Below are 15232 nucleotides of genomic sequence, written 5' to 3' on the forward strand. Positions count from 1 at the left end.
TCGACTCGCTACAGCCGCACGCCGGTGAGGACCAGGACCCTCTGGTCGGTGTAGTCGTCCATGGCGCTGCGCAGGCCCTCCCGCCCCACTCCGCTGCCCTTCACGCCCCCGTACGGCATCTGGTCGGCCCGGTACGACGGCACGTCGCCGACGATCACCCCGCCGACGTCGAGGGCCCGGTGGGCGGCGAAGGCGACGTCGAGCCGGTGGGTGAAGACGCCGGCCTGCAACCCGTACGCGGAGTCGTTGACGGCGGCGAACGCGGCGGGGTCGCTCTCGACCCGGGCGACCACGAGCACCGGCCCGAACACCTCCTCGGCGTACACCTTGGCATCGGCGGGCACGCCGGACAGCACGGTCGGCGGGTAGGTGGCGCCGTCGCGCCGCCCGCCCACCTCGATCGTCGCCCCGGCCACCACCGCCTCGTCGACCCACGCCTCGACCCGCTGCGCGGCCTCGACCGACACCAGGGGGCCGACGTCGGTCAGCGGATCCGCCGGGTCGCCGGTGCGCAGCGCCTTCACCGCGGCGACCAGCCTCGGCAGGAAGGCGTCGTAGAGCCATTCGTGCACGTACACCCGCTGCACGGCGATGCACGACTGCCCGGCCTGGTAGTTGGCGAAGGTGGCGATCCGGTGCGCGGCGAAGGTGAGGTCCTCGTCGGTGTTCCAGTCCTCGCAGATCACCGCCGCCGCGTTGCCGCCCAGTTCCAGGGTGACGTGCTTGTCGGGCACGGACCGGCGGATGGCCGCGCCGACCGGCCCGGAGCCGGTGAACGACACCACCGGCAGCCTGGCGTCGGCGACCAGTTCGGCGGCGCGCTCGTTGGGCAGCGGCAGCACCGAGAACATGCCTTCGGGCAACTCGGTCTCGGCGAGGATCTCGCCGAGCAGCAGCGCCGACAGCGGGGTGGCGGGGGCCGGCTTCACGATGATCGGCGCGCCGACGGCGACGGCCGGGGCGACCTTGTGCGCGACCAGGTTGAGCGGGAAGTTGAACGGCGCGATCCCCAGCACGGGCCCCTTCGGCGCCCGGCGGACCAGCGCGATCCGCCCGGTGGCGGCCGGATCGGTGTCGAGGCGTTGCAGCTCGCCGGAGAAGCGCCGGGCCTCCTCGGCCGCCCAGCGGAACGTCGACACCGCCCGCCCGACCTCAGCCTTCGCCCACTTGACCGGCTTGCCGTTCTCGGCGGTGATCAGGTCGGCCACCTCCGCCGCGCGCTCGGCGAGCCGCCGGGAGACGTGGTCCAGGGCCGCCGCGCGGGCGTGCGCGGGCAGGGCCGCGGCCTGCGCGGCCACCCGGGCCGCCGCGGCGACGGCGGCCTCGACCTGGTCGGGCGTGGCGAGCGTGGTACGCCCCACCGCCCGACCGTCGTACGGGTGGGTGACGGTCAGCTCGCCCTCGCCGTGTGCGGGGCGGCCGGCGACGAAGAAGGCTCTCGGCTCCACACCTCGGCAGCGTAGACGACCTGCGGCCTGCACGGAAACAGTCGCTCAAGCCCTTGTCTGCCGCGAATTCAGTAGCGAAGATGGCAGTCAGATTCCGATCACCTCCGCTGTCCGCACCCCCGGCAATCCCTCGGAGACACCTGATGAGCGACCAGCAGCAGTTGCGCAACTTCGTCAACGGCGAGTACGTCGATCCTTCCGACGGCGGGTACACCGACCTGGTCGACCCGTGCACCGGTGAGGTCTTCGCCCAGGCGCCGGCCTCCGGCCCGGCGGACGTGGACGCGGCCATGCGGGCGGCCTCCGCCGCGTTCGAGACGTGGCGGGACACCACCCCGGGCGAGCGGCAGCGGGCGCTGCTGAAGCTCGCCGACGCGGTGGAGGCGCGGGCGGCCGAGCTGGTCGACGCCGAGGTGCGCAACACGGGCAAGCCGCGCCAGCTCACCGCCTCCGAGGAGCTGCCTCCGGCGGTGGACCAGTTCCGCTTCTTCGCGGGGGCGGCCCGGCTGCTGGAGGGCCGGTCGGCCGGGGAGTACCTGGCGGGCCACACCTCGTACGTACGGCGGGAGCCGATCGGCGTGTGCGCCCAGATCACCCCGTGGAACTACCCGCTGATGATGGCGGTGTGGAAGATCGCCCCCGCACTCGCCGCGGGCAACACGGTGGTGCTCAAGCCGTCGGACACCACACCGGTGTCGACGCTGCTGCTGGCCGAGATCGCCGCCGAGTTCTTCCCGCCGGGAGTGTTCAACGTGGTCTGCGGCGACCGGGACACCGGTCGTGCCCTCGTGTCGCACCCGACCCCGCAGCTCGTGTCGATCACGGGCTCGACCCGGGCGGGCATGGAGGTCGCCTCCGCCGCAGCCCCGGACCTGAAGCGGACCCACCTGGAGCTCGGCGGCAAGGCCCCGGTGGTGATCTTCGACGACGCGGACGTGGCGGCGGCGGCCGAGGCGATCGCGATGGGCGGCTACTTCAACGCCGGCCAGGACTGCACGGCGGCGACCCGGGTGCTGGCGGGTCCGGGCATCCACGACGACTTCGTGGCGGCGCTGGCCGAGCAGGCCCGCAACACCCGGACCGGCGCGCCGGACGACGCCGACGTGCTGTACGGGCCGCTGAACAACGCCAACCAGCTCGCCCGGGTCAGCGGCTTCGTCGACCGGCTGCCCGACCACGCGAGCGTGCTGACCGGGGGGTCCCGACAGGGGACGCGAGGCTACTTCTACGCCCCCACGGTCGTCAGCGGTGTGCGCCAGGCCGACGAGGTCATCCAGCAGGAGGTGTTCGGGCCGGTCATCACCGTGCAGCGCTTCTCCGACGAGGACGAGGCGGTGCGCTGGGCCAACGGCGTCGACTACGGCCTGTCGGCGTCGGTCTGGACGCGCGACCACGGCCGGGCGATGCGGATGACCCGCCGGCTGGACTTCGGCTGCGTCTGGGTGAACACCCACATCCCGTTCGTCTCGGAGATGCCGCACGGCGGCTTCAAGCACTCCGGGCACGGCAAGGACCTCTCGGTCTACAGCCTGGAGGACTACACCCGGATCAAGCACGTCATGCACAACTTCGAGGGCTGACCGGTGAGCGCGAAAAGTGAGCCGGTCCTGCGAGCCCCGCAGCCGCGAACGAACAGCGGCGCGGTGCCGGGTTCGGCGGAGCTGCACAAGCGGCGGGGCGTCGCCGTGGCCCGGGGCGTCGGCAGCGTCATCGGCGCGTACGTGGACCGGGCGGGCGGCGGCACGATCACCGACGTCGACGGGCGGGAGTGGATCGACTTCGCCGCCGGCATCGCGGTCACCAACGTCGGCAACTCCGCCCCGCGTGTGGTGGAGGCGGTGCGGGCGCAGGTCGAGCGGTTCACCCACACCTGCTTCATGGTCGCGCCGTACGAGTCGTACGTGGCGGTGTGCGAGCAGCTCAACGCGCTGACCCCGGGCGGCTTCGAGAAGCGCTCGGCGCTGTTCAACTCGGGCGCGGAGGCGGTGGAGAACGCCGTGAAGATCGCCCGGCACGCCACGGGGCGGCCGGCGGTGGTGGCGTTCGACCACGCGTACCACGGGCGGACCAACCTCACGATGGCGCTGACGGCGAAGAACATGCCGTACAAGCACCGGTTCGGGCCGTTCGCCGGCGAGGTGTACCGGGTGCCGATGTCGTACCCGCTGCGGGATGGGGGCCTGTCCGGTGCCGAGGCGGCGGCGCGGGCGATCGAGACGGTGGAGAAGCAGGTCGGTGCGGACAACGTGGCCGCGCTGCTGATCGAGCCGATCCAGGGCGAGGGCGGTTTCGTCGTACCGGCGCAGGGGTTCCTGCCGGCGCTGCGCGAGTGGGCGACGGCCGCCGGGGCGGTCTTCGTCGCCGACGAGATCCAGACGGGGTTCTGCCGCACCGGGGACTGGTTCGCCTGCGAGCACGAGGGCGTCGTGCCGGACCTGGTGACCCTGGCCAAGGGGATCGCGGGCGGCCTGCCGCTGGCGGCCGTGACGGGCCGGGCCGAGCTGATGGACGCGGTGCACGTGGGCGGCCTCGGTGGCACGTACGGCGGCAACCCGATCGCCTGCGCGGCGGCGCTCGCCGCGATCGAGACCATGCACGAGCTGGAGCTGGCCGCCGCCGCCCGCCGGATCGGCGCGACGATGACCGACCGGCTACACGCGATCGCCGCCCGCGACCCCCGGGTCGCCGAGGTACGCGGCCGGGGCGCGATGCTCGCCGTGGAGCTGGTGCAGCCGGGCTCCCTGGCCCCGGACCCGGCCGCCGCGGCGGCGGTGTCGGCGGCCTGCCACGCCGCCGGCCTGCTCACCCTGACCTGCGGCACGTACGGCAACGTGCTGCGCTTCCTGCCCCCGCTGGTCATCTCCGACGCGGAGCTGGCCCGGGGCCTGGACATCATCGACGCCGTTTTCGACTGAGCCGGTGCTGCGGGCGACGGTTGGTCGGATCGCCCCGGTGCGTCGATGCACGGGGGCGGGCCTTCCGTCCCGTCAGCGGCCGTGCAGCAAGGGTTGCGTGGGGTCCCACGGCGGGCCGCCGTCGGCGTCGCGGCGGCGGCGGGCGATCGCCGACAGCGCCTCCAGCACCACCCGGCTGCCCAGGTACGCGGTGATGTCCGCGTGGTCGTACGGCGGGGCGACCTCGACCACGTCCACGCCGACGACGGGCAGCTCGTAGCAGCAGCGGCGGACGGCGTCGAGGAGTTGCCGGGAGGTCAGCCCGCCCGGTTCGGGGGTGCCGGTGCCGGGGGCCATGCCGGGGTCGACGACGTCCACGTCGACGGAGAGGAATACGCCCTCGCACTCGTCGACGGCGATGTCGAACGCCTCGGACAGGCAGGTGTCCAGGCCGCGGGCGACCAGCTCCGTCATCTCGTACGAGCGCATCCGCTGCGCGGCCATCCACTGAAGCACGTCGGGGCCGGGCCAGTAGCCGCGCAGGCCGATCTGCAGGAACCGGTCGCCGCGTACCGCCCCGGACTCGATGAGTCGGCGCATCGGCTGGCCGTGGCCGTGCAGGGAGCCGAACTCGACGTCCCCGGTGTCGGCGTGGGCGTCGAAGTGCACCAGGGACACCCGGCCGAGCCCGTGGTGACGGGCCACGCCGGTGGCGTCGGGCAGGGCGATGGAGTGGTCGCCGCCGAGGACGACCGGGATCGCCCCTGACCGCGCCACCGCGAAAACGGCGGCCTCCAGGGACGACAGGGAGCGTTCGATGTCGCCGGAGAACATCTCGACGTCGCCCGCGTCGTACACCCGCAGGTCGCGCAGCGCGTCGACGCGCAGGGCCAGGGACGGGCGGGAGCCGTCGTGCGGCAGGTAGCAGGCCTGCCGGATGGCGGACGGGCCGAACCGGGTGCCCGGCCGGTGCGAGGTGCCACCGTCGAACGGGGCGCCGACGATGACGACGTCCGCGTCGGCGTACGAGGCCGGGTCGTCCAGCGCGCAGCGGTCGACGCCGAGGAAGGTGACGTCGGGGCCGAACATCGGCCCGTAGCGGGTCACCGCCGCGCCGATCGGGGAAGGCCGGCCACCCGCTGCGCCCGTCCGCCGGCGCCGGTCACCGTTCCTCCATGCCCCACGGCGAGCCGTAGCCGGTGAGCAGGTCGAGGAACGGGCGCGGGGGCAGCGCCTCGGGGCCGATCACGCCGGTACCGGACCACGCTCCGCTGGCGAGCAGTTCCAGGGCGACGATCGGGTTGACGGCGGTCTGCCAGACGACGGCCTGGTGGCCATACTCGGCCATGGACCACGCGTTGTCGACGATGTGGTACAGGTAGACCTCGCGGGGCCCGCCCGACTTCGCCACGCCCTTGACCCAGGTGCCGGCACAGGTCTTGCCCCGCATCCGGTCGCCGAGGGTGGCCGGGTCGGGCAGGGCGGCGGCGACCACGTCGCGCGGGGACATCCGCACGCCCCGCACGGTGACCGGCTCGGTGGAGTCCAGGCCGAGCTTGTGCAGGGTACGCAGGACGTCGATGAACTCCTCGCCGAGGCCGTACTTGAAGGTGACCCGCCGCGCGTCGACCCAGCGCGGGATGAGCAGCACCTCCTCGTGCTCGACGTTGACGCACTCGATGGGGCCGATGCCCTCCGGGAAGTGGAACACCTCTGGCTCGCTGAACGGCTCGGTGGTGAACCAGCCCCGGTCCCGTTCCCAGATCACGGGCGGGTTGAGGCACTCCTCGATCGTGGTCCAGATGGAGAACGACGGGGCGAAGTCGTAGCCCTCGACGGTCAGGTTCGCGCCGTCGCGTACCCCGATCTCGTCGATCTCGGCGAACAGCTCGTCGGCGGCGTAGCGGGCGAAGACGTCGGACAGGCCGGGTTCGACGCCGATGCCGCACAGGGCGAGCCGGCCGGCGGACGCCCACCGCTCGGCGACGGCGAACTGCTCGTCGCCGAGCTTCACGCCGGTCTCGGCGTAGGGGCGCTTCGGGTGCGGGTGGGACAGGGACATGGCCATGTCGAGGTAGTCGCTGCCGGCCGCGTACGCGCCGTCGAAGATCGGCATGACGAAGCGCGGGTCGACGGCGTTGAGCACGTGGGTGATCCGGTGCTCGCGGCACAGCGCGGCGACGGCGTCGGAGCAGGAGGCGTCGACGGTCGCGGCGACGAACCGGTCGTCGCGCCCGGCGACGGCCCGCGCGGCGCGGGCGGCGTCGGCGTCGGCGACGACCATGGTGTCGAAGAATGTTCGTCGGGCGGCGATGGCGACGGCGGCGGAGCCGACCCCGCCGGCGCCGACCAGCAGGATACGCATCAGGAATCGAACCCCAAACCAAGACGATCGAGCGTACGGAGCCACAGGCCGCGCCGGCCGTCGCGTGCGTCGGCGCGGGCCAGCGACCAGCGGGTGAGGTGGATGCCGGCGGCCCGGACGGGCTCCGGCGGGAACGGCAGCGGCCGGCCCCGGACGAGGTCGAGCCGGGTCAGCGGGGTGTCTGCGCCGGCCAGCAGGTCGAGCATCACCCGCGCGCCGAACCGGGTGGCCCCGACGCCGAGGCCGGTGTACCCGGCGGCGTAGGCGAGCCGGCCGCCGTAGGCGGTGCCGAAGAACGGGCAGAACCGGGTGCAGGTGTCGATGACGCCACCCCAGCGGTGGCTGAACCGGACGTCGGCGAGCTGCGGGAAGGTGGCGACGAAGTGCTCGGCGAGGGCGGTGAACGTTGCCGGTCGCTGCTCCAGCTCGGGGGCGACCCGGTTGCCGTGGTGGTAGACGGCGTCGTAGCCGCCGAACAGGATCCGCCCGTCGCCGGTGATCCGGTAGTAGTGGAACTGGTTGCCGGTGTCGGCGAGGCCCTGCCGGTTGCGCCAGCCGATCGCGTCCCGCTGGGCCCCGGTCAGCGGCTCGGTCATCAGCGCGTAGTCGTAGATGGGCACGACCCAGGCGCGCAGCCGGCGCAGCAGCGGCGGGAACGCGTTGGTGGCCAGGGCGACCCGCCGGGCGCGGACTACGCCGGGGGCCCGCTCGACGCCGCCGGCCGTGGTGGCGGCCAGGGCGGCGGCGTCGCCGCGCAGGCCGGTGACCCGGGTGTGCTCGTGGACGCGTACGCCCAGGTCGAGGCAGGCGCGGCGCAGGCCCCAGGCGAGCTTCGCCGGGTCGAGCATGGCCACCCGGTCACGGTCCCACATCCCACCGAGGTACGTCGGCGAGTCGACCTCGGCGCGCACCTCGTCGCGGTCGAGCAGCCGCACGTCGTGGCCGTACCGGCGAGCCAGCTCCGTGTCCTCGGCGAGCCCGGCGAGCTGGTACGGGCGCACGGCCACGGCCAGCTCGCCGGTGCGTTCGAAGTCGCAGTCGATGCCGTACGCGTCGACGGTGGCGGCGATGGCGGCCAGGTTCTCCCGGCCGAGGCGTTCCAGCTCGGCGACCTCACCGGGGAACCGGGCGATGCCGTTGGCCAGGCCGTGGGTGAGCGAGGCGGAGCAGAACCCGCCGTTGCGCCCCGAAGCCGCCCAGCCGCAGGTGCCGGCGTCGACGAGCAGCACGTCCGCGCTCGGGTCGGCCTGCTTGGCCAGCAGGGCGGCCCAGAGCCCGCCGTACCCGCCGCCGACGACCAGCAGGTCGGAGCTGTGCGCGCCGGTCAGCGGGGGCAGCGGGTCGGGGCGTTCGGGCCGGTCGAGCCAGTACGGTACGGGCGCCGCGTCGGCGAGCGCCCGGCCGGTATGCGGGAGGATCATGACGGGCTCTTCGCCCGTCGGCCGGTCGCCGGGGCAGCCGGTAGGCCGACGCGGCGGGTCCGCCGGCCGCGCAGCGAGCTGAGGCCGACGAGCAGCAGCGCGATGGCGAACATCGCCGTGCCGATGACGTTGACCTGCGGCGGGATGCCCCGCTGGGCGGCGCCCCAGACGTACATCGGGAACGTGATGGTAGTGCCGGCGTTGAAGTTGGTGATGATGAAGTCGTCGAAGCTCAGCGAGAACGCCAGCAGCGCGGCGGCCACGATGCCGGGGAGCACCAGCGGCAGGGTGACCAGGCGGAACGCCTGCCACGGGCTGGCGTACAGGTCGGCGGCGGCCTCCTCCAGCCGGCGGTCCATCCCGGCGAGCCGGGCCTTGACCGTGACCACCACGAACGACACGCAGAACATGACGTGCGCGATGACGACGGTCCAGAAGCCCTGCGGCACCCCGGCGGAGACGAACAGGGCCAGCAGCGAGGTGCCCATGACCAGCTCGGGGGTGGCCATCGGCAGGAAGATCAGCAGGTTGATCCCGGACCGGCCGGTGAACCGGTGCCGGACCAGCGCGAACGCCATCAGCGTGCCGAGCACGGTGGCGACGACGGTGGCGACGAAACCGATCTGCACGCTGCGGACCACCGCTTCGCACATGTCGGAGGTGGCGCAGGGCCGCCGCCAGTTGTCGAGGGTGAACTCGTTGAAGTCGTACGACAGGCGGCTCGACGGGCGGTTGAACGACAATGCGGCGACCACGGCGATGGGCAGCGACAGGTAGCCGAGGACGAGCAGGGCGACGCCCGTCACCCAGTGGTCGGCGAGCCAGCGGGTAAGCCTCACAGCACCTCCTCCGTGCCGGCCCGGCGCAGGTAGACGAAGACCACCGCGAGGATCGCCGCCATCAGCAGGAACGACAGGGCCGCCCCCTGCGGGTAGTCCAGCCGGACCAGGAACGCCGAGTCGATGACGTTGCCGACCATGTACTCGTTCGGGGTGCCGAGCAGTTCGGCGTTGATGTAGTCGCCGGTGGCCGGGATGAAGAACAGCAGCGTGCCGGCGATCAGGCCGGGCATCGACAGCGGCAGGGTGACCCGGCGGAACGTCTGCACCGGGCTCGCGTACAGGTCGCCGGCCGCCTCCAGCAGGCGGTAGTCGAGCCGCTCCAGGCTCGCGTACAGCGGCAGCACCAGGAAGGGCAGGAAGTTGTACGTCAGCCCGAGGACCACCGCGACGGGGGTGGCGAGCAGCCGGCCGTCGGGGCCGAGCAGGTGCACGTCGCGCAGCAGCCCGACCAACCAGCCGTTGTCGGACAGGATCGTCTTCCAGGCCAGGGTGCGCACCAGGAAGCTGGTGAACATCGGGGCGACGACGCAGACCAGCAGCAGGCCCTTCCACCGGCCGGCCTTCTGCGCGATCGCGTACGCCAGCGGGTAACCCATCAGCAGGGCCAGCACCAGGGCGATCCCGGCGTAGAGGAACGACCGGCCGAACTGCGGCCAGTACGCCTGCAACGCGTCGGGGTAGTTGCCGAAGGCCCAGGTCAGCGCGTACCCGTTGGAGAGCGAGCCGCTGGGGTCGTAGAGGCTCGCGGCGGCGAGCTGGAACAGCGGCACGGCGAAGAACAGCAGCAGCCAGGCCGCGCCGGGCAGGAGCAGCAGGTACGGCAGCAGCCGGCGCCGCCCACCCCGGGGCGGCGGCGGGGGCGTCGCCGATTGCCCCGTCGGCGTGGGCACGTGGGCCAGCGCGGTCACGAGGACACACCCACCGGCTCGTCGAGCAGGCCGGCGGTGCTGTCGTCCGCGCCGGGCTGGCGGGGTAGCAGGAACGCGTGCCGGGGGTCCCAGTGCGCCACCACGGATGCGCCGACGGGTACCCCGCCGCCGAGGCCGCTGTTGGCCGCGAACGCGGACAGTTCGCTGCCCCATCCGGTGCGCACGAGGTACTGGGTGCTGACCCCCACGTACGAGGCGTCGGTGACCGTGCCGGTCACGTACTGGTGGCCGGCGGGCACCCGGTCGGCGGCGTCGACCAGGTGCAGCTTCTCGGGGCGTACCCCGAGGTAGACCGGGCCGGTGGCGACGCGGGCGCGGACGGCGGGCACGGAGTAGCGCGCGCCATGGGCGGTGACCGGCACCTCGGACCCGGCGGGTCCGGCGGCCTCGGCGGCGAGCAGGTTGGACTGGCCGAGGAAGTTCGCCACGAAAGCGGTGGCCGGGTACTCGTAGATGTCGCCGGGTGCGCCGAGCTGCTCGATCTTCCCGGCGTTCATCACCGCGACCGTGTCGGCCATGGTCATGGCCTCCTCCTGGTCGTGGGTGACGTGCACGAAGGTGATGCCGACCTCGGTCTGGATGCGCTTGAGTTCGATCTGCATCTGCCGGCGCAGCTTCAGGTCGAGCGCGCCGAGCGGCTCGTCGAGCAGCAACACCTGCGGCCGGTTGATCAGCGCCCGCGCGAGGGCGACCCGCTGCTGCTGCCCGCCGGAGAGCTGGGCGGGGCGGCGGTGGCCGAAGTCGTCGAGCTGCACCAGGGCGAGCATCCGCATGACCTCGTCGTCGACCGAGCGGATGCCGCGCCGCCGCAGCCCGAACGCGACGTTGTCGAAGATGTTGAGGTGCGGGAAGAGCGCGTAGCTCTGGAACACGGTGTTGACCGGCCGCTTGTACGGGCGCAGCCGGGCGATGTCCCGGTCGCCGAGGAGCACCTGCCCGCTCGTCGGCTGCTCCAGGCCGGCGATCATGCGCAGGGTCGTGGTCTTGCCGCAGCCGGACGCGCCGAGCAGGGCGAAGAAGGAGCCCTGCGGAATGGTTAGGCCGAGGTCGTCGACCGCGGTGAAGATGCCGAACCTCTTGGTCAGGTTGACCAGCCGCAGGTCGCCGGCCGGGGTGTCGTGTCCCGTCGTCTTCGCGCTCATCCCGTCACGCCCCGATGACCTGCTGGAACTTGCCCTCGTACTCCTTCTCCTGTTTCTCGTCCAGGGCCATGAACACCTTGGACTTCGACAGCAGGGCCTCGTCGGGGAAGATCAGCGGGTTGGAGGCCAACTCCGGGTCGATCTTCTCCATCTCGGCCTTCGCGCCCTGGACGGGGCAGATGTAGTTGACGTACGCGGCGAGCTTCGCGGCGACGGCCGGCTGGTAGTAGTAGTTGATCAGCTCTTCGGCGTTCGCCTTGTGGGTGGCCTTGTTGGGCACCATCATGTTGTCGCTGAAGAGCATCACGCCGGAGTCGGGCGCGACGAACTTGATTTTGTCGTTCTCCCCGGAGAGCTGGATGACGTCGCCGGACCAGCCGACGCACGCCGCGATGTCGCCCTTGGCGAGGTCGGGGGCGTAGTCGTTGCCGGTGAACTTGCGGATCTGCCCGGAGTCGACGGCCCTCTTGAGCTTGTTGAGCGCGTCGTCGAACTGGGCGGCGGTGAAGTTCGCCGGGTCGTGCCCGTTGGACTGCATCAGCAGGCCCATCGTGTCGCGCATCTCGGACAACGCGGTGACCTTGCCCTTGAGGTCGGGCCGGGTCAACAGCTCGTCGACGGTGCGGATCTCCTTGGCGACCGAACCGTTGTAGGCGAGGCCGGCCAACCCGGACTGCCACGGGACGGCGATCCGGTTGTCCGGGTCGAACGAGCGGTTGAGCAGCGACGGCAGCAGGTTCGACCTCACGTTGGGGATCTTCGCCGGGTCGAGCTTCTGGATCCAGCCGAGCCGGATCATCCGGGCGGCCATCCAGTCGGTGAGCACGATGATGTCCCGCCCGGTGCCCTGACAGGCGGCGAGCTGGTTCTGCACCTTGCCGAAGAACTCGTTGTTGTCGTTGATGTCCTCGGTGTAGGTGACCTGGATGCCGCTGGAGGCGACGAACGCATCCAGGCTGGGACGCTTAGATTCGTCGGACTCGTCGACGTCCATGTACTGCGGCCAATTGGAGAACGCCAGCTTCTTCTCCGTGCCGGAGAGGTCTTCGCTGACGCAGCCAGCCTCGGTCTGCACGGCGCCCTTGGTGCCGCAGCCGGCGAGCGCGCCTGCCGTGGCGAGCATCGCGGCCGAGCCGAGGGTGCCGGTGAGCAGGCCACGCCGGGTGAGGGGCCGGAGGGGAGTTCGCATGTGACGACTCCTAGAGGGTCATCGTCGGCGGGCGGGACGGGGGAGGCCCGACGTCGGGAGGGTCTTCAGGCGATGGACGACTGATCCTGACATGCGCTGACCTGCCTCACAAGGGATTCCGTTGCCGGCATAGCAATGCACCACGAATTACGCCAGACTGCGCCAGGGCATTACGATCCCGGAGAAGAACCGGACATGGGGGAGCTGACGATGGCCATCCGGCAGCAGGAGAGCGGCAGCGGGGGTCGACGCGTCGCCGTGCGCGAAGGAGCCAGTCACGTTCTGTTGGACGACGTCGCCAAGCAGATCATCGAGCAGCTCCAGGAGGACGGCCGTCGGCCGTACGCGACGATCGGCAAGGCGGTCGGGCTGTCCGAGGCGGCGGTGCGCCAGCGGGTGCAGCGGCTGCTCGACGCCGGGGTCATGCAGATCGTCGCGGTCACCGACCCGCTCCAGCTCGGCTTCCCCCGGCAGGCCATGATCGGCCTGCGCACCGACGGCGACCTGGAGACGGTGGCCGACCGGCTCGCCGAGTTCGAGGAGGTCGACTACGTGGTGATCACCGCCGGGTCGTTCGACCTGCTCGCCGAGGTGGTGTGCCGCAACGACGCCCACCTGCTGGAGATCCTGCAACGGCTGCGCGCCGTCGACGGGGTGCTCGCCACCGAGGCGTTCGTCTACCTCAAGCTGCGCAAGCAGACCTATAGCTGGGGCACGGCCTGAGTTTGCCCGCGCATCCGGCCCGAACGCGCGCCACCGGGCCGGGCGGAAGGCTCCGTTGGGCGCCCTTTGGAGCTGCCCCGTCTGTGCTACCGCAACCAAACGAACCCGCGGCACCACCGTCAGACGGACGCGCAGCCACCGCCGCCTCAACGAGCCGGCAGGACCGCACGCACCCCGTAGCGGGCCGACGGCACCGCCGCCTCAACGAGCCAGCAGGACCGCGGGGCGGGGTGGACACGGCCGAGCCTGCCGGTGCTACGCGCCCCGCGCGAGCACCTGCCCGGTAGCACGAACGGGGCAGCTCCAAAGGGGTGTCACTCGACCTCGCCTCCTGCGCGGGACTCGCCCGAGTGGGCCACGGGAGGCCAACCCTGACCGTTTCTCGTAATGCGGATTCCGTTGCCAGAGCCACCACAGCCTCGCTGATTCCGTTGCGCCTGGAGCGCAGGGCCACCGATACCACTTGCCTTTCGGCCTTCGGCTGTGGGATAACCGTGGGCAGAGCGGCCGGTGTCACCCCTGACCGGCCCGAGAACCGATGGGGCTGACATGGCCAACGCCACCGACCACCTCTGGATGCACTTCACCCGGATGGCCAGCTACTCGGCCGGCGAGGTGCCGACGATCGTGCGCGGCGAGGGCGCGTACGTGTGGGACTCGCGGGGCCGGCGCTACCTGGACGGGCTGGCCGGGCTCTTCGTCGTCAACGCGGGCCACGGGCGCACCGAGCTGGCCGAGGCCGCCGCGAAGCAGGCCGGCGAGCTGGCTTACTTCCCGCTGTGGTCGTACGCCCACCCGAAGGCCGTGGAGCTGGCTGAGAAGATCGCCTCGTTGGCCCCCGCCGACCTGAACCGGGTCTTCTTCACCACCGGCGGTTCCGAGGCCGTCGAGGCGGCGTGGAAGCTGGCCCGGGCGTACTTCAAGCGGACCGGCAAGCCCAACAAGCACAAGGTCGTCAGCCGGCACCTCGCGTACCACGGCACGTCGATGGGCGCGCTGTCGATCACCGGGCTGCCCGGCATCAAGACCGACTTCGAGCCGCTGGTGCCCGGGGCGGTGAAGGTGCCGAACACCAACTACTACCGGGCCCCGGAGCACGGCGACTCGCCCGAGGCGTTCGGCCGGTGGGCGGCCGAGGAGATCCGACGGGCAATCGAGCGGGAGGGGCCGGACACCGTCGCGGCGGTCTTCCTGGAGCCGGTGCAGAATTCCGGCGGCTGCTTCCCGCCGCCGCCCGGGTACATCGAGCGGGTCCGCGAGATCTGCGACGCGTACGACGTGCTGCTCGTCTCCGACGAGGTGATCTGCTCGTGGGGCCGGCTCGGCGAGTACTTCGGCGCCGTCCGGTACGGCTACCGCCCGGACATCATCACCACCGCGAAGGGCATCACCTCCGGGTACGCCCCGCTCGGCGCGATGATCGCCAGCGACCGGCTGATGGAGCCGTTCCTCACCGAGACCGGCATGTTCGCCCACGGGGTGACCTTCGGCGGTCATCCGGTCTCCTGCGCCGTGGCGCTGGCCAACCTGGAGGTGTTCGCCCGGGAGGACCTGATCGGGCACGTCCGGGCCAACGAGGACGCCTTCCGCGCCACCCTGGAGAAGCTGCACGACCTGCCGATCGTCGGCGACGTGCGCGGCGACGGGTACTTCTACGGCATCGAGCTGGTGAAGGACAAGGCGACCCGGGCGACGTTCGACGGGGCCGAGTCGGAGCGGCTGCTGCGCGGGTTCCTCTCCACCGCGCTGTTCTCCGCCGGGCTGTACTGCCGGGCCGACGACCGGGGCGACCCCGTCGTGCAGCTCGCCCCGCCGCTGATCGCCGAGCAGCAGCAGTTCGACGAGATGGAGCAGATCCTGCGCGCGGTGCTCACCGAGGCGTGGGCGCGGCTGTAGGCCGAGCCGACGCGAACCCGGGCCGCCGCATGCGCTACCAGGAGCTGTCGTACTGGCTGTCCACGGTGGGCGAGTCGTTGGCGCCCCGCCCGCCCCTGGGCGGGGACGCGCGCTGGGAGCCGGAGCCGCTGCGCTGGCTGGCCGTCAACGCGGGCCTGCGGGTCATGCTCTCCTCCGACCGGGCGGAGCGGAGCTGCGCACGGGCCGGCCGGCCCGGCGGGCCGCGCTGTTTGACCGCCTCCTGGGCCACTGACCGCCTGCGGTGATCGGTGGGCCCCGGCGGTCAGTGGTTCGGGGGAATCACCCGCAGGTGGCCACGGCGGCCAGTCTGCGGGTTCTGGTGCTGCGGGCCGCCGCTCTGCTCGTCGCCCGGAGGGCGGGGC

13 protein-coding genes and 1 pseudogene are annotated in these 15232 nt (G+C 72.1%); 5 read left to right on the plus strand and 9 right to left on the minus strand.

The window, feature by feature from the left end; genetic code table 11:
- Nucleotides 1-8: 8 nt before the first annotated feature.
- Nucleotides 9-1448, minus strand: a complete 1440-nt coding sequence (locus E1258_RS03915) for an aldehyde dehydrogenase family protein (RefSeq protein ID WP_132396894.1) — start codon at nt 1446-1448, stop codon at nt 9-11.
- A 143-nt stretch (nt 1449-1591) separates the two neighbouring features.
- On the opposite strand from E1258_RS03915, the gene E1258_RS03920 reads away from it, so the two are divergent.
- Together E1258_RS03920 and gabT are read left to right on the plus strand one after the other, a co-directional pair.
- Entirely contained in the window at nt 1592-3028 is a 1437-nt protein-coding gene (locus tag E1258_RS03920) for a gamma-aminobutyraldehyde dehydrogenase (protein WP_132396896.1), read from the plus strand.
- A gap of 3 nt (nt 3029-3031) precedes the next feature.
- Nucleotides 3032-4363: a 4-aminobutyrate--2-oxoglutarate transaminase gene (gabT, locus tag E1258_RS03925; RefSeq protein ID WP_165949628.1), complete on the plus strand. Its 1332-nt coding sequence runs from the start codon at nt 3032-3034 to the stop codon at nt 4361-4363.
- 72 nt (nt 4364-4435) lie between these two features.
- Here gabT and speB read toward each other — a convergent pair whose 3' ends face one another.
- Genes speB through E1258_RS03960 form a run of 7 tightly spaced genes read right to left on the minus strand, consistent with a single transcriptional unit; the run spans nt 4436 to nt 12230 of the window.
- Nucleotides 4436-5449 carry an agmatinase gene (speB, locus tag E1258_RS03930; protein WP_132396898.1) on the minus strand — a complete coding sequence of 338 codons (1014 nt, stop codon included), beginning with the start codon at nt 5447-5449 and terminating at the stop codon, nt 4436-4438.
- 55 nt (nt 5450-5504) lie between these two features.
- Complete coding sequence (locus E1258_RS03935; RefSeq protein WP_132396900.1) at nt 5505-6707, minus strand: saccharopine dehydrogenase family protein; 1203 nt, start codon at nt 6705-6707, stop codon at nt 5505-5507.
- Nucleotides 6707-8128: an FAD-binding oxidoreductase gene (locus E1258_RS03940; protein WP_132396902.1), complete on the minus strand. Its 1422-nt coding sequence runs from the start codon at nt 8126-8128 to the stop codon at nt 6707-6709. The genes E1258_RS03935 and E1258_RS03940 overlap by 1 nt, the downstream gene beginning before the upstream one ends.
- Nucleotides 8125-8967 carry an ABC transporter permease gene (locus tag E1258_RS03945; protein WP_132396904.1) on the minus strand — a complete coding sequence of 281 codons (843 nt, stop codon included), beginning with the start codon at nt 8965-8967 and terminating at the stop codon, nt 8125-8127. The genes E1258_RS03940 and E1258_RS03945 overlap by 4 nt, the downstream gene beginning before the upstream one ends.
- Nucleotides 8964-9878 (minus strand): ABC transporter permease, encoded by a 915-nt coding sequence (locus tag E1258_RS03950; RefSeq protein WP_132396906.1) that lies wholly within the window; start codon nt 9876-9878, stop codon nt 8964-8966. Before E1258_RS03950 ends, E1258_RS03945 begins: the two co-directional genes overlap by 4 nt.
- Complete coding sequence (locus E1258_RS03955) at nt 9875-11041, minus strand: ABC transporter ATP-binding protein (RefSeq protein ID WP_132396908.1); 1167 nt, start codon at nt 11039-11041, stop codon at nt 9875-9877. Before E1258_RS03955 ends, E1258_RS03950 begins: the two co-directional genes overlap by 4 nt.
- 4 nt (nt 11042-11045) lie before the next feature.
- Nucleotides 11046-12230, minus strand: coding sequence for a spermidine/putrescine ABC transporter substrate-binding protein (locus E1258_RS03960; protein ID WP_132396910.1), 1185 nt, complete (start codon nt 12228-12230; stop codon nt 11046-11048).
- A gap of 210 nt (nt 12231-12440) precedes the next feature.
- On the opposite strand from E1258_RS03960, the gene E1258_RS03965 reads away from it, so the two are divergent.
- The 3 genes from E1258_RS03965 to E1258_RS33045 all read left to right on the plus strand — a co-directional run bounded on the left by E1258_RS03965 (nt 12441) and on the right by E1258_RS33045 (nt 15115).
- Nucleotides 12441-12953: an Lrp/AsnC family transcriptional regulator gene (locus E1258_RS03965; protein WP_036377554.1), complete on the plus strand. Its 513-nt coding sequence runs from the start codon at nt 12441-12443 to the stop codon at nt 12951-12953.
- 549 nt (nt 12954-13502) lie between these two features.
- Nucleotides 13503-14849: an aspartate aminotransferase family protein gene (locus E1258_RS03970; protein WP_132396912.1), complete on the plus strand. Its 1347-nt coding sequence runs from the start codon at nt 13503-13505 to the stop codon at nt 14847-14849.
- Entirely contained in the window at nt 14834-15115 is a 282-nt protein-coding gene (locus tag E1258_RS33045; RefSeq protein ID WP_165949624.1) for a hypothetical protein, read from the plus strand. Before E1258_RS03970 ends, E1258_RS33045 begins: the two co-directional genes overlap by 16 nt.
- A gap of 17 nt (nt 15116-15132) precedes the next feature.
- Here the strand turns inward: E1258_RS33045 and E1258_RS35660 are convergent.
- Nucleotides 15133-15232 (minus strand): annotated as a pseudogene (locus tag E1258_RS35660) (DUF3499 domain-containing protein); the annotation flags it as partial.

The sequence above is a fragment of the Micromonospora sp. KC207 genome (genome assembly GCF_004348615.1).
Classification (GTDB): domain Bacteria; phylum Actinomycetota; class Actinomycetes; order Mycobacteriales; family Micromonosporaceae; genus Micromonospora.

Excerpts from the sequence above, each read along its gene's own strand:
- E1258_RS03920 (WP_132396896.1), top strand. The coding sequence starts at position 1,592 with ATGAGCGACCAGCAGCAGTTGCGCAACTTCGTCAACGGCGAGTACGTC.
- E1258_RS03935 (WP_132396900.1), bottom strand. The coding sequence starts at position 6,707 with ATGCGTATCCTGCTGGTCGGCGCCGGCGGGGTCGGCTCCGCCGCCGTC.
- E1258_RS03940 (WP_132396902.1), bottom strand. The coding sequence starts at position 8,128 with ATGATCCTCCCGCATACCGGCCGGGCGCTCGCCGACGCGGCGCCCGTA.
- E1258_RS03955 (WP_132396908.1), bottom strand. The coding sequence starts at position 11,041 with ATGAGCGCGAAGACGACGGGACACGACACCCCGGCCGGCGACCTGCGG.
- E1258_RS03960 (WP_132396910.1), bottom strand. The coding sequence starts at position 12,230 with ATGCGAACTCCCCTCCGGCCCCTCACCCGGCGTGGCCTGCTCACCGGC.
- E1258_RS03965 (WP_036377554.1), top strand. The coding sequence starts at position 12,441 with ATGGCCATCCGGCAGCAGGAGAGCGGCAGCGGGGGTCGACGCGTCGCC.
- E1258_RS03970 (WP_132396912.1), top strand. The coding sequence starts at position 13,503 with ATGGCCAACGCCACCGACCACCTCTGGATGCACTTCACCCGGATGGCC.